17 protein-coding genes and 1 pseudogene are annotated in these 17,268 nt (G+C 67.3%); 11 read left to right on the forward strand and 7 right to left on the reverse strand.

Annotated features, from left to right (window positions below; all coding sequences use genetic code 11):
• Positions 1 to 124 precede the first annotated feature (124 nt).
• The 3 genes and pseudogenes from exbB to ACT54B_RS18360 form a co-directional block, all read left to right on the forward strand.
• Positions 125 to 838, forward strand: a pseudogene (gene exbB, locus ACT54B_RS18350) (tonB-system energizer ExbB); the annotation flags it as partial.
• A 4-nt stretch (positions 839 to 842) separates the two neighbouring features.
• Positions 843 to 1,289, forward strand: a complete 447-nt coding sequence (gene exbD, locus ACT54B_RS18355) for a TonB system transport protein ExbD (RefSeq protein WP_476047001.1) — start codon at positions 843 to 845, stop codon at positions 1,287 to 1,289.
• The gene (locus ACT54B_RS18360) at positions 1,286 to 2,143 is read left to right on the forward strand and encodes an energy transducer TonB (protein ID WP_476047002.1); all 858 of its coding nucleotides are present in this window, start codon (positions 1,286 to 1,288) and stop codon (positions 2,141 to 2,143) included. The genes exbD and ACT54B_RS18360 overlap by 4 nt, the downstream gene beginning before the upstream one ends.
• On the opposite strand, the gene ACT54B_RS18365 is transcribed toward ACT54B_RS18360, so the two are convergent.
• Positions 2,140 to 3,186 carry an adenylate/guanylate cyclase domain-containing protein gene (locus ACT54B_RS18365; protein ID WP_476047003.1) on the reverse strand — a complete coding sequence of 349 codons (1,047 nt, stop codon included), beginning with the start codon at positions 3,184 to 3,186 and terminating at the stop codon, positions 2,140 to 2,142. The two genes, ACT54B_RS18360 and ACT54B_RS18365, sit on opposite strands and share 4 nt — an antisense overlap.
• Positions 3,187 to 3,339: 153 nt before the next feature.
• Here ACT54B_RS18365 and ACT54B_RS18370 point away from each other — a divergent pair, with 153 nt between their 5' ends.
• On the forward strand, positions 3,340 to 3,645 hold the full coding sequence (locus ACT54B_RS18370) for a WGR domain-containing protein (protein WP_476047004.1): 306 nt from the start codon (positions 3,340 to 3,342) through the stop codon (positions 3,643 to 3,645).
• A gap of 47 nt (positions 3,646 to 3,692) precedes the next feature.
• Positions 3,693 to 5,699 (forward strand): beta-N-acetylhexosaminidase, encoded by a 2,007-nt coding sequence (locus ACT54B_RS18375; RefSeq protein ID WP_476047005.1) that lies wholly within the window; start codon positions 3,693 to 3,695, stop codon positions 5,697 to 5,699.
• A gap of 10 nt (positions 5,700 to 5,709) precedes the next feature.
• Here the strand turns inward: ACT54B_RS18375 and ACT54B_RS18380 are convergent, their stop codons facing one another.
• Positions 5,710 to 6,237: a methylated-DNA--[protein]-cysteine S-methyltransferase gene (locus ACT54B_RS18380; RefSeq protein WP_476047006.1), complete on the reverse strand. Its 528-nt coding sequence runs from the start codon at positions 6,235 to 6,237 to the stop codon at positions 5,710 to 5,712.
• Positions 6,238 to 6,295: 58 nt separating this feature from the next.
• Positions 6,296 to 7,483, reverse strand: a complete 1,188-nt coding sequence (locus ACT54B_RS18385) for an ROK family transcriptional regulator (RefSeq protein ID WP_476047008.1) — start codon at positions 7,481 to 7,483, stop codon at positions 6,296 to 6,298.
• A 99-nt stretch (positions 7,484 to 7,582) separates the two neighbouring features.
• Between ACT54B_RS18385 and ACT54B_RS18390 the strand changes: the two genes are divergently transcribed.
• Together ACT54B_RS18390 and ACT54B_RS18395 are read left to right on the forward strand one after the other, a co-directional pair.
• On the forward strand, positions 7,583 to 8,458 hold the full coding sequence (locus ACT54B_RS18390; RefSeq protein WP_476047010.1) for an alpha/beta fold hydrolase: 876 nt from the start codon (positions 7,583 to 7,585) through the stop codon (positions 8,456 to 8,458).
• 71 nt (positions 8,459 to 8,529) lie between these two features.
• Entirely contained in the window at positions 8,530 to 8,709 is a 180-nt protein-coding gene (locus ACT54B_RS18395; RefSeq protein WP_476047011.1) for a hypothetical protein, read from the forward strand.
• Between the two features lie 2 nt (positions 8,710 to 8,711).
• Here the strand turns inward: ACT54B_RS18395 and ACT54B_RS18400 are convergent, their stop codons facing one another.
• Genes ACT54B_RS18400 through ACT54B_RS18415 form a run of 4 tightly spaced genes read right to left on the reverse strand, consistent with a single transcriptional unit; the run spans position 8,712 to position 13,426 of the window.
• Positions 8,712 to 9,599 (reverse strand): branched-chain amino acid ABC transporter permease, encoded by an 888-nt coding sequence (locus tag ACT54B_RS18400; RefSeq protein ID WP_476047012.1) that lies wholly within the window; start codon positions 9,597 to 9,599, stop codon positions 8,712 to 8,714.
• A 19-nt stretch (positions 9,600 to 9,618) separates the two neighbouring features.
• Positions 9,619 to 10,335 carry an ABC transporter ATP-binding protein gene (locus ACT54B_RS18405; RefSeq protein WP_476047014.1) on the reverse strand — a complete coding sequence of 239 codons (717 nt, stop codon included), beginning with the start codon at positions 10,333 to 10,335 and terminating at the stop codon, positions 9,619 to 9,621.
• The gene (locus ACT54B_RS18410) at positions 10,332 to 11,498 is read right to left on the reverse strand and encodes an ABC transporter substrate-binding protein (RefSeq protein WP_476047016.1); all 1,167 of its coding nucleotides are present in this window, start codon (positions 11,496 to 11,498) and stop codon (positions 10,332 to 10,334) included. Before ACT54B_RS18410 ends, ACT54B_RS18405 begins: the two co-directional genes overlap by 4 nt.
• Positions 11,499 to 11,539: 41 nt before the next feature.
• Entirely contained in the window at positions 11,540 to 13,426 is a 1,887-nt protein-coding gene (locus ACT54B_RS18415; protein WP_476047018.1) for a branched-chain amino acid ABC transporter ATP-binding protein/permease, read from the reverse strand.
• Between the two features lie 189 nt (positions 13,427 to 13,615).
• On the opposite strand from ACT54B_RS18415, the gene ACT54B_RS18420 reads away from it, so the two are divergent.
• From ACT54B_RS18420 to ACT54B_RS18435, 4 genes are read left to right on the forward strand one after another with little or no spacing between them, the layout of a single operon-like run.
• Complete coding sequence (locus ACT54B_RS18420) at positions 13,616 to 14,518, forward strand: MurR/RpiR family transcriptional regulator (protein ID WP_476047019.1); 903 nt, start codon at positions 13,616 to 13,618, stop codon at positions 14,516 to 14,518.
• Entirely contained in the window at positions 14,515 to 15,153 is a 639-nt protein-coding gene (locus tag ACT54B_RS18425) for a cysteine hydrolase family protein (protein WP_476047020.1), read from the forward strand. The genes ACT54B_RS18420 and ACT54B_RS18425 overlap by 4 nt, the downstream gene beginning before the upstream one ends.
• Positions 15,150 to 16,463: a type I glutamate--ammonia ligase gene (locus tag ACT54B_RS18430; RefSeq protein WP_476047021.1), complete on the forward strand. Its 1,314-nt coding sequence runs from the start codon at positions 15,150 to 15,152 to the stop codon at positions 16,461 to 16,463. Before ACT54B_RS18425 ends, ACT54B_RS18430 begins: the two co-directional genes overlap by 4 nt.
• Positions 16,463 to 17,257: an N-formylglutamate amidohydrolase gene (locus ACT54B_RS18435; protein WP_476047022.1), complete on the forward strand. Its 795-nt coding sequence runs from the start codon at positions 16,463 to 16,465 to the stop codon at positions 17,255 to 17,257. Before ACT54B_RS18430 ends, ACT54B_RS18435 begins: the two co-directional genes overlap by 1 nt.
• Positions 17,258 to 17,268 lie beyond the last annotated feature (11 nt).

A 17,268-nucleotide genomic window follows, 5' to 3' on the forward strand; every position in this document is an offset into this window, starting at 1 on the left:
GCTGTCCGGACACAGGAGGACCACGGACATGAGGATCGATCCGGGCACGGGATGGTTTCCCCTGGCGGCGGGCGTCTTCGTCGCCCTTCCGGCTTTCGCGGAACCTCTGGGCACAGGGCCCGCGCTGCCGCAGGCGCTTTCGCCCTGGGGCATGTTTCTCGCCGCCGATCAGGTGGTGAAAGCGGTGATGGTCGCGCTGGCGGCCGCCGCCCTTCTGACCGTGACGATCCTGCTCGCCAAGAGCATCGAGCTGACCCTGGCGCGGCATCAGCTGCGCCGCAGCCTGCGCCTTGCCGCCCATGCGCCGTCGCTGGAGCAGGCCGCCCGCCATTGCGCCGGCCGGCGCGACCCGGCGGCCCTGATGGTCGAAGCGGCGAGCGAGGAGACCCAGCTCACCGGGACCGCGCTCGAACGGTCGGGCGGGGAGGGGCTGAAGACCCGGGTGGCCTCGGCGCTGTCGCGGATCGAGATCCATGCGGGCGCGCGGCTTTCCCGCGGGACGGGGCTTCTGGCCACCATCGGTTCGGTCGGCCCCTTTGTCGGCCTGTTCGGCACGGTCTGGGGTATCATGAATGCCTTCATCGGCATCAGCGAGGCGGAGACCACCAATCTTGCGGTCGTGGCGCCGGGCATTGCCGAGGCGCTGCTGGCCACGGCCCTCGGGCTGGTCGCCGCCATTCCGGCGGTCATCGTCTATAACGGCTTGCAGCGGTCCATCGCCGCCTATCGCCGCCTGCTCGGCGATGCCGCGAGCGCCATCGAACGGCTGGTCAGCCGCGATCTCGACCGGCGGCTGGCCACGAGCCGGCATCCCCTGTTGTCCGAAGCGGCGGCTTAAAGCCATGGCAGGCGGAATCGGCAGGGATGAGGATGCGCCCGGCGAACTGAGCGAGATCAATGTCACGCCCTTCATCGACGTGATGCTGGTGCTGCTGATCATCTTCATGGTCGCCGCACCGCTCGCTACCGTAGATGTGAAGGTGGACCTTCCCGCCGCCAGTGCCCGGGCGGAGAAACGGCCGGACAAGCCGGTGACGATCAGCATCGCCCGGGATCTCACCCTCTCGCTCGGCCAGGATCCCGTCGAACGCGGGGTGCTGGTCGACGCCCTGGCGCGCCAGACGGGAGGAGATCGGGAGACGCGCATATTCCTTCACGCCGACAAGGGTATCGATTACGGCGCCTTCATGGAGGTGATGAACCTGTTGCGCGGCGCGGGCTATCTGAAGATCGCCCTGGTCGGGCTGGAGGAGACCGGCAGCCCGCCGGTTGCCGGAGGCCCCCCGTGAGCCGCTGGACCGAGCGCCTGCACCGCCGCCTGACGCTGTCGGAAGCCGCGATCTGGGCGGGCGCGCTGCTGACGGTCAGCGCGGCCTGCGCGGCGGCGGCCCTTGCCGCGCCCGACTGGCCGGAGCCTGCCGGCCAGTCCGCACCGCAGGCGGCGATCCTGATCGAGCTGGCCCCCGAGCCGGAGGCGATCCAGACCGATACGAGCCGGGTAACCGAAGACCGGCAGGATGCTGCCGAACGCCCAAGCCCCATCGAGCCCGTCCCGCAAAGGCTGCCGCAGCCGGAGCCGCTGGCGACAGCCTCCCTTCCCGTACCGCAGATGCTGCCGGAACCGGCGGTCGATCCGCTGGAACAGCAGATGCTGGCCGCGCTCGATCGGGTCGAGGTGCCGCTGCCGCTCGCCCGGCCCGCCGAGAGGCCGAAGCCCGCCGACAAGAAAGAGACGGCCGGAAGGCCGCAGAAGAAGAAACCCCGCCCCGCCTCCGAGGCCACCCGGCAGGCGGCAGCGCCGGTAAAGAGCGCGAACCGCAATGCGGCGGCCCGGACCGTTATCTCTTCCACGGCCGCGAAGGGCGATTCCTCCCGCTGGAAAGCCAGGGTCGTCGCCCATCTGGAACGGCGCAAACGCTACCCGTCCGCAGCCCGCGCGCGGGGAGAGCAGGGGACTGTTCTGGTCGCCTTCCGGATCGATGCGGGCGGGCGGGTGCTGTCCGCTTCGCTGGCGCGGTCTTCCGGCCATGCAGCCCTGGATGAGGCCGCCCTTTCGATGGTGGCCCGCGCCTCGCCGGTTCCCGCTCCGCCCTCGGGCGAGGGAACGACGCTGACGGCACCGGTGCGCTTCGTCCGCCGCTAGCGGCGGCCTCTTTTCCAGCCGGGCAAGCGCTGGCGGTTGAGGCCGAAAAGCCGGATGGGCGATGCCCGGCCTTTCACCGCATGCTCGCCGAGATCGGCGGCGAGAACGCTCGCGGGCAGCTTCAGGCGTTCCAGCAGATCGGCGGATATCACCACCGGCTCGTTCAGGTCCTTGGCCAGATGTTCGAGCCGGGCCGCAATATTCACCGTATTGCCGAAATAGGTGATCTTGCGGTGATCCGTGCCCACTTCGCCCGTGACCACCGAGCCTGCATGCAGGGCGGCCCGAAGCCGCGGCACGCGCCCGTGCTGACGCTGCCAGCGGGCTTCGTGGCGGCCAATCTCGTCCATGATGTCGAAGACGCAGTGAATGCAGGAGGCGCGCCTCAGGCCCTTGTCCAGCGGCCAGGTGATCATGACCGCGTCGCCGATATAGTCGTCCACCGCTCCGCCATGGCGGCGCACGAGCGGATCCATCATCGCATAGAGCGCCGCCAGCAGGCGCAGCGTTTCCCGGTCGCCGCGGGCTTCCGCATAGGAGACGGAATCGACGAGATCGATGAACAGGAAGACCCGTTCCTCTTCCACCGGATTGCGGTAGCGCCCGGTGATGAGGCTGAGGAACACGCGCCGCCCCAGCAGTTCCCTCACCTGCAGCACAAAGACGATGAGGCCCGAGGCGGCCAGCGTATAGAGGAAAACATCCGCCGGCAGGATTTCGAGCCGCCGCCAGTCGCCGGGGATCAGCCCCGTGGCATGCACCACCATCGAGCCGAGGAGATAGCCGACATTGACCAGCAGGAAGGTCAGGGCAAGGCTGATGGCGAAATAGACGGGCGTCGTCTGCCGCCGCAGCCAGGCATGGAAGCGGCGGGCGGGAAAGCCCAGCCGGAACAGGATGATGGGTATGCCGCAAAAGAGCGCGTACGTGATCGACCCCGCCATGGACCGGCCACCCATGAACAGCAGCGAATAGAGCGCCCCGAGCAGCACCGTGGCGGTGATGATGAGCAGCCAGAACAGGAGGGCGTTGAGAAAACGCATGGGTCGACAGGAAACCTTCGGGCTTGGCGATGCGGTCCGCCCTGCTTAGCGTCCTGCGCCCCGTTCGTCCATCACGCGCGTGAATCGATCCGGCGGGACCGATTCCAAACAATCATTGGACGCGGGATTCCTGCCTCTGCGATTCTGCGGCCCATGATCGCACAAGCCTTTCACATCCACGTCGAGCGCATCGACCCCGGCCGCAACATGGCGCGTTTCTATGCCTTGAGCATCGAGCCGTGTCTGTTCGGCGTGGCCCTGATCCGCCGTTGGGGACGGATCGGAACCGGCGGGCGGCAGCAGGTGGAGCCGATGGCCTGCGAAGGGGAGGCGATCCGCCGGTTCCTCACGCTCGCCGCCGCGAAGAAAAGAAAAGGCTATCGACCCCGAACCCCCAAAATTGCCAGCCCCCCCAAAATTGAGGACCGATCCTGCTTGACGACGCCGCCCCTTATTTGATTAATTCAATTTGATTGACTCTACGCTGATCGGAGATGGCGCATATCATGGCAGAACCGGCATTTCGTTTCGAAACCGAATGGGTACCCGCAGATGCGGGAGGCGATTCCGCCTATATCGTCAAGCTTACCAACCGCTCGGGCCGGGCGCTGGAAGGGTTCCGTCTGGCCGTGAGCGGCCCCGGCCGGGTCGATCCCTCGGGCGAGGTGGAGGGCGCGTCCATCGGCACGCGCCTGTCGAACCACACGACGTTCCTGCCGCCGGAGGGCTTCGTGCTGCAACCGGGCGAGACCTGGACGATCACGGTGCGCAAGCTCAGCTGGCAGTTCAAGCATTGGAACGACGGCGCCCGCGGCGCCTATCTGGTGCTGTCCGACGGATCGACGCTGGACCTCAAGACCGCCCCCACCGCCTCGCGCAGCTCGAATGCCACCTTCAAGCGCGGCATCGAGACCTGGCCGGTTCCGGCCGTGCCGCCGGTGCCGGTCTCGATCATTCCCTGGCCGGAAAAGGTGGCCGTGGCCGGCCAGCGCACCGCGCCTGCGGGCTTCGCCATTGAGGCGCAGACCGAGGAAGGCGCAGCCGCCCTCCGCGCCTTTGCCCATCTGGCGGACGCCCTCTTTCCCGCCGACGGGCTGGTGCGCAGCGCAGCGGAAGACGGCGCGCCCGTGCTGCTGCAGCCGGCGGAAGGGATGGGGCCGGAAGCCTATCGCCTTGATTTTTCGGGCGATGTCGTGTCCGTCTCGGCCGCTACGCAAACCGGCTTCTTCTACGGTCTCGTCACGCTCGGCCAGATCTGGCGCGGCGCGAAGCTCTATCCCGCCTCCTATTCCTATCCGGCGGCGGGCCGTATCGAGGATAGCCCGTCCATGGGCTGGCGCGGCATGCATCTGGATGTGGCGCGGCAATTCTACGCCACGTCGGAAATCCGCCGGCTGATGGCCATTCTCGCCTGGAACAAGCTCAACCGCTTCCACTGGCACCTGACCGACGACGAATCCTGGCGGGTGGAAATCGAGGCCTATCCGGCGCTGACTGCCGTCGGCGCCTGGCGCGGGGAGGGCCTGCCCATCCCGCCGCTTCTCGGCTCCGGCGCGGCGAAGAGCGGCGGCTATTATTCGAAGGCGGCCGTGCGGGAGATCGTCGCGCTTGCCGGCTCCTACGGGATCGAAGTGGTGCCGGAAATCGATCTGCCCGGCCATTCCTTCGCGATGATCGCCGCGCTGCCGGAGCTGAAAGACCCCAATGAAACGGGCGAATACCAGTCGGTGCAGGGTTTCCCGAACAATTGCATCAACCCCGCCCGCGAAAGGACCTACGAGGTGCTGGAGCGCATCTTCGACGAGCTGGTGGATCTCTTCCCCTTCCGCACCATCCATGTGGGAGCCGACGAGGTGCCGCTGGGGGCCTGGTCGGGCTCGCCGGAAGCGCTGGCGCTGCTGACGACGCTCGCGGGCGAGGAGGTGGCCAGCCAGCATGCCCGCCGCCTGAACGTGCTGACCAACACCCATGGGGCGGACGACATCGAAGGCTCCGGAGCAGCGGTCCTGCAGGCCGTCTTCCTCGAACGGGTGCAGAAGATGCTCGCCGCCCGCGGCTGCACGACCGGCGGCTGGGAAGAAGCGGCCCATGGCAATGTCATCGACAAGAACAAGAGCTATCTCTGCGGCTGGCGAAGCGTCGAGGTCTGCGCGGCGCTCGCCCGGCAGGGCTATGAAATGGTGGTCTGCCCCGGCCAGGTCTACTATCTCGACATGGCCAACAGCCCCGACTGGGACGAGCCCGGCGCGAGCTGGGCCGGCTGGTCCAATGCGGACAAGCTCTATCATTTCGATCCCGTGGAAGGCTGGAGCGCAGAGGAAAAGCAGAAGCTGCGCGGCATCCAGGCTTGCCTGTGGTCGGAATCGGCGCTGGACCGCGGTATTGCCGACCGGCTGATCTTCCCGCGGCTTTCGGCGCTGGCCGAAAGCGCCTGGACGCCGCCCGGGGCGAAATCCTTCGAGCGCTTCAAGGCCGCCGCCGCGCTGATGCCGGTGCTCTACGGCTATCCGTAAGCGCCGCCGCTTACCCGAAGAGGCCCGGCAGAAGCGGGGCCTCTTCCGGCAATCCCGCCCCTTCGAGCCGCAGCATCCGCAATTTCGTCGAAACGCCGCCGGGCGCGGAAAAGCCGCCCGTCTTGCCGGCAGCCGCCAGCACCCGGTGGCAGGGGACCACGAGCGGCCAGGGATTGCGGGCCATGGCCGTGCCGACGCTGCGCGCCTCGCCGGGAATGCCCGCCTCGACGGCCAGCGCCCCGTAAGTGAGCGTGCTGCCTCGGGGCACACGCCTCAAGGCGGCGTAAATTGCCTGTTCCCGCGCGGGCACGCCGTCCATGTCGAGCGGGATGTCATCGAAATGCACCGGCTCGCCGCGAAAATAGGCGACGATGCGGGCGATCCAGCCGGAAACGGGATGACCGGGAAGAAGGGCCGCTCTCACGGATTCGCCGGTCGTCGCATCCGGCAAACGGGTGCGGACCAAGCCCTTGTCCGACCATTCCAGGCGGAAAAGGCCCCAGCCGGTCTCGATATCGTGGATCGTCCTGTCCGCCATCACCTCTCTCCTTTGCCGCCACTATAGGCGGGAGGCGAAGGGCTCGACACCCGAAATTTTACCCCACCGGCTTTTGCAGCACGTCGAATTGCGGATTGGTTTCGGAAAAGATCGGCAGGGCGGCGGCGCCGAGCAGCGAGGTGGTCTTGCCGGCCGCCCCGGCGATGACGCGCGGGATCTGCCGCACCGCGTCCGGATCGACCGGCGGATGAAGCGGTTCCAGCCGTTCCATCAAAAGCGCCAGAAGCGCGGGCGGCAGCGAGCCGCCCAGGATCACGGTGGCGGGATCGAAGGCAAGTTCATACATGTCGATGAGCTGGCGCAGCGGCCCGACGGCCTCTGCCGCCCAGACATCGAGCCCGGGATGCTTCGCGTCGAGCGCCTGCAGGAGGGACGCCTCGTCCTCCTCGCGGGTGCCGATATGCTCGTGGGCCGCCCCGACCGCCAGATAGGCGCCGACGCAGCCGCGCTTGCCGCAAGGACAGGGCTTGCCGCCGGGAACGGCGATGAGATGATGGATTTCGCCCGCATTGCGCTGGCTGCCGCGATGGAGCTGGCCGTCGATGACGAGGCTGGAAGCAACGCCCATGCCGATCCAGATATAGGCAAAGCTGGAAAGGCCGCGCCCCGCGCCATAGAGGCGTTCGCCGATGGCGGCGGCGCTTGCATCGTTTTCCACCAGCACCGGCATGCCGAGCCGCGCTTTGAGACGGGCCGCCACGGGGAAGGATTGCCAGCCGGGCAGGGCGACCGGCGTGAGCGAGGTCACCCCCTCTCCCTGATATCGGCCGGGCATGGCAATCCCCGCGCCGAGAATGCGGCTGCGGTCGATCCCGGCGCGGGCGATCAGGTCTTCGGCGAGGCCCGCCAGAAGCGGGATTGCCCGCTCCGGGTCCGGCCGCTCGGCGGGCAGGCGAAGCTCGGCGCGCACGGCCCCGGTCAGGTCGGTCAGCACACCGGCGGCATGGTCGCGCTCCAGTTCGAGACCGATGGAAAAGGCCCCATCCGGATCGATGGCATAGGGCGTGACCGGCTGGCCACGCGGCAGGGCCCGCTGCTTTTCCGCCTTCAGCAGCCGCAGCGCCACCAGCTCCCCGACGATGTTGGAAATGGTCTGCACCGTGAGCGCGGTCAATTTCGCCAGTTCGGAACGGGTCATCGGCCCGTGCCGGCGGATCGTTTCAATCACCACGCGGCGGTTATGGGCCTTGGCCTGCTCAAGGTTCGTTCCGGACACAGATTTCATCGTTTCGGTTTAGGCTTCCGGGAGGAAAAGATAAAGCCGGTCTGGACGGGCGAGCGCCGGAAAGCTACGCCTTTCCCTCGATAAAAAGCGGAGTGCGGCATGAATTATTTCCAGGCGGAAGACGGGGCAAAGCTGGCCTACACGGACGAGGGCGAGGGGCTGCCGCTGCTGGCGCTGGCCGGGCTGACCCGCGACGGACGGGATTTCGATTACCTCGCCCCGCACCTGCCCTCCGGCATCCGCCTCATCCGGCTCGACAGTCGCGGGCGCGGACGCTCGCAGTGGACGGGCGCGGAGACCTACACCGTGCCGCAGGAAGCCCGCGATGCGCTGGCGCTGCTCGATCATCTCGGCCTCGAGCGGGCCGCCATCATCGGCTCCTCGCGCGGCGGGCTGATCGGCATGCTGATCGCCATGACGGCCCGGCACCGGCTTCTTGGCCTCTGTCTCAACGATGTCGGACCGGTGCTGGAAAGGGACGGGCTCTTGCGGATCGCCGATTATGTGGGCGTCGCGCCGAAGGCTGCCAGCCTGGAAGAGATCGCCGCCCGGCTGCCCTTCGCCAATCCCGGCTTTTCCGGCGTGCCGGAAAGCCGCTGGCGGGAGGAGGCGGAACGTCACTTCACGCAGGAAGAGGGCCGGATCGGCCTGACCTACGACCCCGCCCTTTCGGAAGGCTTCAAGGCGGTGAAGGACGCGCCGCTGCCGGAGGCCTGGCCGCTGTTCGATGCCTGCGCCGGCCTGCCGATGGCGCTCCTGCGCGGCGCGGCCTCCGATCTCCTGAGTGCGGCAACAGCCGCCGAAATGAAGCGGCGGCAAACGGACCTCCTCCATGCCGACATTCCCGGCCGGGCCCATATTCCCTTCCTGGACGAGCCGGAGGCGCTTTCCGTCATCGGCCTGTGGCTTTCCGAGGTGAGGGCCTTTGCGGCTCGCCCCGTGGAGAGCCCGGCCGGGGAGGGCGCATCCGGCTGAGGAACGCCGTCCCCTTTTCGGCGTTCTCTTTCGCGGCGGGCATGGTGCCCGCCGGAACAGGGAGGCTGACGATGGGCAAGGATGACGAAGCGCGGGACGCCGTCGAGAAGACCGCACCCGAGCGGGCACCGGCGAAAAATCCGCCGGCCGGGCCGCATGCGGCCAAGGGGCTGACCGACAGGATGAAGACACCGGGCACCGGCCTTTTGCCGGAGCGGAAGGAGGGCGACGTCAACGCGCCCTCCGGCTGAGTTCAGCTGCGCCGGCCGGTCGGTGCGGGCAGCAGGCCCTGCGGCCGGACGAGCAGCAGCAGGATGACGAAGCCGAGCACGAAGGCGTCACGGAATTCGACGAGGCTGGGCGGCAGGAGAACCTGCGCCAGCACTTCGACGATGCCGAGCAGCATGCCGCCGGCAACTGCCCCCGTGAGCGAGCCGAGCCCGCCGACAATGGTCGCGACGAAGGCCTTGAGCACGGGCACGAAGCCCATCAGCGGATCGACCGACCCGCGCTGCGCCACCCAGAGGAAGGCTGCCACGGCGGCAAGCACGCCCGAAACGGCAAAGCTGGTGGCCACGACCCTGCCCGCCTTCAGGCCCAGAAGCCGCACCACATCGATATCCTCCGCCGCCGCGCGCATGGTGATGCCCATGACCGTGTGCTTGAGGAAGAGATTGAGCGCCACAAGGGCGACAACCGTGATCGAGATCGACATCAGCGGAATGATGCCGAGATGCACCGACCCGATATTGACGACACCGGAGAGCGCCTCCGGCATGGCCACAGCCCGGGGACGGGCGCCGATGGCATTCTGGAAGAAGGCCTGCAGGATCATGCTCATCGCGAAGGAGGTGATCAGAAGCCCGGTCATGTCCGCCTTGCGCATGGGCCGGAAGGCGGCGCGTTCGATGGCCATGGCGAGCAGCGCCACCGCGACGATGGCAAAGAGGATGGCGAGCGGCAGGCTGACCCCCGCCGCCAGCACGAAGAAGATCGTGTAGCCGGCCGCCGTCATCAGCTCGCCATGGGCGAAATTGATCAGCCCGATGATCGAGAAGACGATGGCGAGACCGAGCGACAGCAGCGCATAGGTGCCGCCGAGGCTGACCGCATTGATGATGTGCTGGAGGAGGAGATCCATTTTTCTTTACCCGGCAGTGTCAGGCGGAAAGATAGGCGGCCCGGATTTCCGGAGACGCCAGAAGGTCGCTGGCCTTGCCCGACAGCGCCACCGCGCCATTGGCGAGCACCAGGGCATGATGGGCGATTTCGAGCGCGCGGGACGCGTTCTGCTCGACGAGCAGGATGGTGAGCCCCGTGCCGTTCAGCCGCACGATCAGCTCGAAGACCTGATCGACGATCTGCGGCGCAAGCCCGAGCGAGGGCTCGTCGAGCAGCAGCAGGTCCGGTGCCGACATCAGCGAGCGGGCAATCGCCAGCATCTGCTGCTCGCCGCCCGAAAGCAGGCCCGCGCGCTGATGATAGCGCTCGCGCAGGATCGGGAAGAGCGACAGCATCTCCTCGCGTTTCGCCGCCGGATCATGCTTGCCCTTGTGGGCCGCGCCGCCGAGCAGCAGGTTTTCCGCCACGGTGAGGCTCGGAAACACCCGCCGCCCTTCCGGCGTCAGCGCCATGCCGAGGCCGGAGCGCTTCTCCGCCCCGAGCGCCGAAATATCGGTGCCCTTGTAGGCGATGCGCCCGGTGGCAGGGGTAAGCCCGGACAGCGCCGAAAGCGTCGAGGTCTTGCCCGCGCCATTCGCCCCGATCAGCGCCAGGATTTCTCCCGGCGCGACCGAAAAGGAAATGCCGCGAACCGCCTCCACATAGCCGTAGCGGACGCCAAGCCCCGCGACATCCAGAAGCGGGCCTGCACTCATGGAGCCGGAACCTTTGCGGCTTCCGGAACCACCGCTTCCACGAGGCTGCGCGCACCGCCCTTCACCTCGACCAGCGAGATGGAGCGGACCGGCATGCCCGCCGTGCCCTTGTAGGTGATCGGGCCGGTCACGCCTTCGACGTTCTCCAGATTGGCGATGGCATCGCGCAGGTCCCGGCCACGCGGGGTGGCGGCCACCTTGGCGGCGGCATCGAGGATCAGGCCGATTTCATAGCCATTGGCGATGTAGACCGTATCCGGATCCTTGCCGGTCGCCTGCTTGTACTTGGCGTTGAAGGCCTCCAGGCTGGAGCCCGGAACGGCAAAGCCTGCCGTGGTATGGACGAGACCGTCGGCGACCGATCCGAGCGACAGGGTGGTCGGCGTATCGACGCCATCGGAGCCCAGCACCGGCGCCTTGACGCCCGCCGCGCGGAGCTGCTTCAGGAAGGCCGGGAAATCCGGCTCGTAGGCCGCCGTCATGATCACGTCGGGCTGCGGGTCGAGGCCCTTGATCTTGGTGACTTCGGCGCCGAAATCCTGCTGGCCCATGGTGTAGGTGGACTGTTCCAGCACCTTGCCGCCGGCGGCCTCGAAGGCGGTGGCGAAATATTCCGGCAGCTTCAGCGTATAGGCGCTGTCGGCGGACTTCAGCACATAGGCGTTCTTGTAGCCCTTCTTGACGGCGAATTCGGCGAGCACGAGCGCCTGCGCATTGTCGGCCGGATAGGTGCCGAACATGAAATCCCCGACTGCCGTCGTGATCGTCGGTGTCGAGCCGCAGAAGGTGAAGGTCGGGATTTCCGCGCCTTGCGTGATCTGGCCGGCGGCAATCGAGGGATCGGCATCGCAGGGCGTGATGATGGCGTTCACGCCTTCGTCCACCAGTTCCTGCGCGGCCTGCACGGCGGCGGCCGTATCGGAGCGGGTATCCTTGATGTCGAGCTTGACCGGATACTTGCCGCCGAGGCCGCCGCGCGCGTTGATCTCGTCAATGGCGAGCTTCAGGCCGGCGAGCGAGGGCTGGTCATAGGCGGCGAGACCGCCGGTCTGGCCGGTCGCGAGGCCGAGCACGAAATCCTCCGCCGAGGCAAGCGAGGCGGTGGAGGCGAGGAGGGCGAGCGCAAGTGCCGCGCGTCCCGTCTTGGTCTTGAGCATGGGCATGGTCAGTTCCCCTTTTTTGTCCTGTCTCAATGGTTCGGTTTTCAATGGCTGTTGCGGGTGCCGATATAGGCTTCCACCACCGCCGGATCGTTGCGGACGGTCGCGGGATCGCCTTCCGCGATCTTCGCGCCGCGGTTGATGACGACGATACGGTCCGACACCCGCATGATCAGCGGAATATCGTGTTCGATGACGATGAGGCCGAGGCCGTAGCGGTCGCGGATCGCCTTGATTTCCTCGGTCAGCGCTTCCGTTTCCGCCGGGTTCATGCCGGCGGCGGGCTCGTCGAGCAGCAGATATTTCGGCTCGGTGGCGAGCGCCCGGGCAATCTCCAGCCGGCGGCGCGAGCCATAGGGCAGCGTGCCGGCGATGCGATCGGCAATGTCGAGAAGATGGAATTCGGCGGCGAGCGCGATGGCCTTTTCCCGGGCCTCCGCAAGGTTGCCCCGACGCAGGAGCGCGGCGGCGGTGATGTTTTCCAGCACCGTCATGCGCTCGAAGAGGCGGATGTTCTGGAAGGTACGGGCCAGGCCCGCCTCCGCGCGGGCGGCCGGATGCAGGCCGCTGACCCGGCGGCCGTTGAGGACCACCGTTCCGGCCTGGGCGGCAATCTGGCCGCAGATGAGATTGACGAGCGTCGTCTTGCCGGCGCCGTTCGGACCGATGAGACCGAGGATTTCGCCGGGCCGCACCGAGAAGCTCACGTCATCCACCGCCTTCAACCCGCCGAAACGGCAGGAAAGGCCCGATATGTCCAGCCGGTCGCCGGTCTGGGGCGGCGATGGCGCGGGGGCGGGAGCGGGCGTGAGGGCCGCGAGGGCGAGCGGCTTGGCACGGCCGGGCAGTGCGAGCTCGGCGAGACCCGAAAGGCCGAGCGGCCGGCGCCAGATGGTCAACATCAGGGCAAGACCGAGGCCCACTTCCGTCAGGCCGAAGAGCGGCGGCAGCGGAAACAGGCCGAGGAAGGTGGACTGGCCTTCCGCCTGCCGGAGAATCTGCACCACCGCGAAAATCAGCGCCGTGCCGACCACCGCGCCGGTGACCGAGAAGAAGCCGCCGACGATCAGCATCGCGACCAGCAGATAGGTGAAGGAGAAATAGAAATCCTTGGGCGAGAAGGCGCCGAGGAAATGGCCGTAGAGCGAGCCCGCCGCCATGCCGACGACGACGGAGAGAACCCAGCCCGCATAGCGCACCCGCGAGGCCTTGATGCCGAGCGCTTCGGCGGCCACCTCATTGTCGCGGGTGGCGCGCAGCTTCACCCCCGTGGCGCTGTCCTTGAAGAGGCGCGCGACGAAAACCGCCGCAATCGCCACCACCGCGACGACGACAGGCGTCGAAAGCCGGGGCACGCCATAGAAGGTCTGGCTGCCCCGGGTGAAATCCCGCGCGCCGACCAGAATGACGTGGATGATGATCAGCAGCGCCAGCGTCGAGATCGCCGCCGCACCGCCATTCAGACGGCTGAGCGGCGCACCGGTGAGCAGTCCGACCAGGACCCCCGCCCCGATGACGCCGACCAGTGCCGGCCAGTAGGTGAGCGCCCAGCCTTTCAGGAATTCGGGCAGATGCGGCAGCGCGGAGGCCTGCACGGCAGGCTGCATGGTGAGAATGGCCGAGACATAGGCCCCGAGACCGAGAAAGGCCGCATGGCCGAAGGAGGTGATGCCGCTGTTTCCGGAATAGATCGCGAGCGACAAGACCGCCGTCAGATAGATGAGGAAGAGGGTAGCGATGCGAGGGCCCCCGGGAAGAAAGGCATAGACGAGACCGGCCCCGACGAGGACCAGCGCTGCCAGCGCGGCGGCATCGACAAGCCCCCGCCTGCCATCCAGCGACCGGGGCGCGCTTAAAGCCGCAGCCCGTGCCTCACCCACTTCCGTACCGGGCTTTTCGCCGCTCACGGGCGCTGCCTCCGCCATGCTCATGATCCTGTCCGTCCCCCGTTCAGCCCGGCCTGAAGCACGGGCGACGCAGCCGTTTTCCGGCCCTGGTATTTCCATGCCGACTAGCATTGGACGAAAAATCCGCGATGTCAAACATTTTTCAATTTGCCATTTTCATTTATTTTTGTTGGAATGTTGACATAGACCGAAAGCTGTCGGATGACTGGGATCATGAGCATCAAGGATCAACTCAAGGACGCACAGGCCGCGCTGACGCCTTCCGAACGGAAGATCGTCCGCGAACTTCTGTCCAACTATCCGAGCGCGGCGATGACCACCGCGACGCGGCTTGCCAAGCGGGCGGGTGTCAGCGATCCCACCGTCGCGCGGCTGATGGCGAAGCTGGGTTTCGAAAGCTATGGCGCCTTTCAGGAGGCGCTCCTGGGCGAGGTGGAGGCGACGCTGAATTCGCCGCTTTCCATGTTCGGCGAACGCACGCCGCAGGCGGGTGAGCAGAGCTATCTGACCCGCTTCCTGACGGCTTCCGCGCAGACGCTCGGCACCGCCGACACCGGCATCATGGCGAGCGATTTCGATCAGGCGGTGGCGCTGCTGGCCGATCCGAAACTGAAGATCCATTTCCTCGGCGGACGGTTCAGCCGGTTTCTCGCAGGCCTTTTCCATCGCCATCTGCTGCTGCTCCGGGCCGGCAGCCACCTGCTTCCCGACGATTCCTCCGAGCGGATCGATCTCGCCGCCGATCTCGGCGCGAAAGACCTGCTCGTCGTCTATGACTACCGCCGCTATCAGGCCGATGTGGTGGCCTTTGCGGCCGAGGCTGCGGCGCGCAAGGCACGCATCATCCTCTTTACCGACAAATGGAAATCGCCGATCGCGGACTGGGCGACAATCACCTTTACCGCCCCGGTCGACACGATTTCCCCCTTCGACACGATGATCCCGGCGCTGGCCCAGACGGAGGCGGTGGTGGCCGCGCTCGCGGGCCGGCTCGGCGAGACATCCCGCCAGCGTCTCGAGAGCATCGAGGCGCTCCGCGCCCGCCTTCAGGCCGCCTCAAGAGGCGATGCCGACCAGGACCCCCCTTTCGGAAACTTCGAGGACCCGCAGTCATGAATGCGCCGATCACCCGCCAGTCGCCCTACCGGGCCGACGATACCGCCCTGTTCTTCGTCGACATGCAGAAGATCTTCTGCCTGCCCGACCTCGATCCCAAGCATCCGGAGCTCAATGCCGATCACTACTACCACCAGCGGCTGAAAAGCCTGGTGGTGCCGAATCAGGTGAAGATGCTGGAGGCGGCGCGCGCGGCCGGCGTGCAGGTCATGCACACCATCATCGAAGCGCTGACCGCCGACGGACGCGACATCTCCCTCGATCACAAGCTGTCCGGCATCTTCGTCGCAAAGGGGGATCCGCTCGGCCAGCCGATCGACGAGCTGGAGCCGGTCGAGAACGAGATCATCCTGCCGAAATCCTCCTCCGGCGTCTTCAATTCCACCAATGTGGATTACGTGCTGCGAAATCTCGGCATCCGCCATCTCATCATTGCCGGCGTCGTCACCGACCAGTGCGTGGACATGGCCGTGCGCGATGCGGCGGACCGGGGCTATCTCGTGACCCTCGTGCACGATGCCTGCGCGACGCTCAGCCAGGAGCGCCACGATGCGGCGCTGCGCGCCTATGGCGGCTATTGCTGGATCACCGATACCGAAACCGTGCTCGCCCGCCTGGAGGCACTGAAGCCATGAGCGACCATTCCCTGATCACGCTCGTCACCACCGACCATGCGGGCATCACCCGCGGGCGGGCGCTGTCACGGGCAGCCTATGAGGCGGACCCGTCGAAGACCTGCGGCTGGGTGCCGGCGAATTTCTCGCTCACTCCCTTCGGCGAGATCGCCTCGCCCAACCCCTGGGGATCTGCCGGCGACCTCCGGCTGCGCCCCGATCCGGCGGCGCGCTTCACCTGCGCGCCGATGGGCGCCGCAACGCCGCTCGATTTCGTCATGAGCGACGTGGTCAATCTCGACGGCAGCGATTTCGTGGCCTGCCCGCGCACCCTGCTGCGCCGGGCGATTGCGGCGCTGAAAGCGGCAACCGGGCTTTCGGTGACGGCAAGCTTCGAGCATGAATTCCAGTTCACCGACGGAGCGGGCGAAGGCGCGCCCTTCTCGCTCGCCAAGCTGCGCGGCATGGAGGAATTCGCCGACGATCTCTTCCGCTCGCTGGAAGAGGCCGGGCTGGGACCGGAAAACCTGCTGCCGGAATATGGCGCCCATCAGTTCGAGGTGACCGTGAAGCCCTCGGACGCGCTGGCGGCGGCCGACCGCGCGGTGGCGCTGCGCGAAATCCTGAAGGAGGTGGCCCGCACCCATGACCGGGCGATCACCTTCAGCCCGAAATCCGCGCCCGACGGCGTGGGCAACGGGTTGCACATTCACCTCAGCCTGACCGACGAGGCCGGCCGGCCGGCGACCTATGATGCTGCCGGTCCCGGCGGCCTTTCGGAACGCGCCGCCCGCTTTGCGGCCGGCATCGTCCGCCACATGCGGGCGCTCATCGCCTTTACGGCCTGCAGCGCGATTTCCGGCATCCGCCTGCAGCCGCACAACTGGAGCTCCAGCTATACCTGGCTCGGCGACCGGGACCGGGAATCCTCGCTGCGCATCTGCCCCGTGGTGACCCTGGGCGGCAAGACGCCCGATGCCCAGTTCAACATGGAATTCCGCGCCGCCGATTGCACGGCCTCGCCGCATCTGGCGCTTGCCATGCTGATCTTTGCCGGCCTGCGGGGTCTTGCCGACGCACTGCCGCCGGCCCCGGTCTTCAGCGGCGATCCCGATCTCCTGACCGCCGGGGAGCGCGAGCGGCTGGGTCTGCACCGCCTGCCCACCAGCATCGACGCCTGCCTGCAGGCGCTCGAAGCGGACGGCACCGTCTGCGGCTGGCTCGATCCGCTGATGCTGGAAAGCTATATCGGCATGAAGCGCAAGGAAGAGGCCCTCATGGCCGACCTGACGGCTGCGGAACGCTGCGCCCGCTATGCGGAGATCTACTGATGCTCGAACGCGCCTATCAAGCGCCGCCGCCTGCCTCGCCGGAAGAGGAGGCCGCCGAACGGCAGGCCGCCGTGACGGTGCTGAATGCGGAGGGCACGTCGCCCTTTGTGCTGCTGTGCGAACACGCCTCGCGGCTGATCCCCTCCCGCTACCGGGGCCTCGGGCTGTCGGAGGCGGACCTCACCGCCCATATTGCCTGGGACATCGGCGCAAGGGCCATGGCGCTCACCATGGCAAAGGCGCTCGATGCGCCTCTGGTCATGGCGGGCTTTTCGCGGCTGCTGATCGATCTCAACCGGCCGCTCCATGCGGCGTCCTCGATCCCGCCGGTGAGCGAGACGACCACCATTCCGGGCAATGCCGGGCTTGAAGCCGCGGAGCGCGACTACCGCATCCGCACCTATTTCCAGCCCTTCCAGCAGGCGGTGGACGCGCTGCTCGACCGGCGGCAGGCGGCGGGAAAGCCGACTGCGGTCATCGGCGTGCACAGTTTCACGCCCGTCTACAAGGGGTTCCGGCGGCCCTGGGCCTCGGGCATTCTGTGCTCCCACTCGCTGGCCTTCGGCGAGGCGCTGGTCCGCGCGCTGCACACGCCAGAGGCCCCCTCTGCCGTCAACGAGCCCTATGTGATCGACCGGGACGAGGATTATACGGTCCCCGTGCATGGCGAGGCCCGTGGCCTGCCCGCCGTGCTGATCGAGATCCGGCAGGATCTGGTGGCCGACGATACGGGCGCCGGGCTCTGGGCAGAGCGGCTGATTTCCGCGCTCGGCCAGACGGATCCCTTCGCCTGAAGGGGAGGGGC

The sequence above is a fragment of the Gellertiella sp. DMC107 genome, assembly GCF_056313605.1.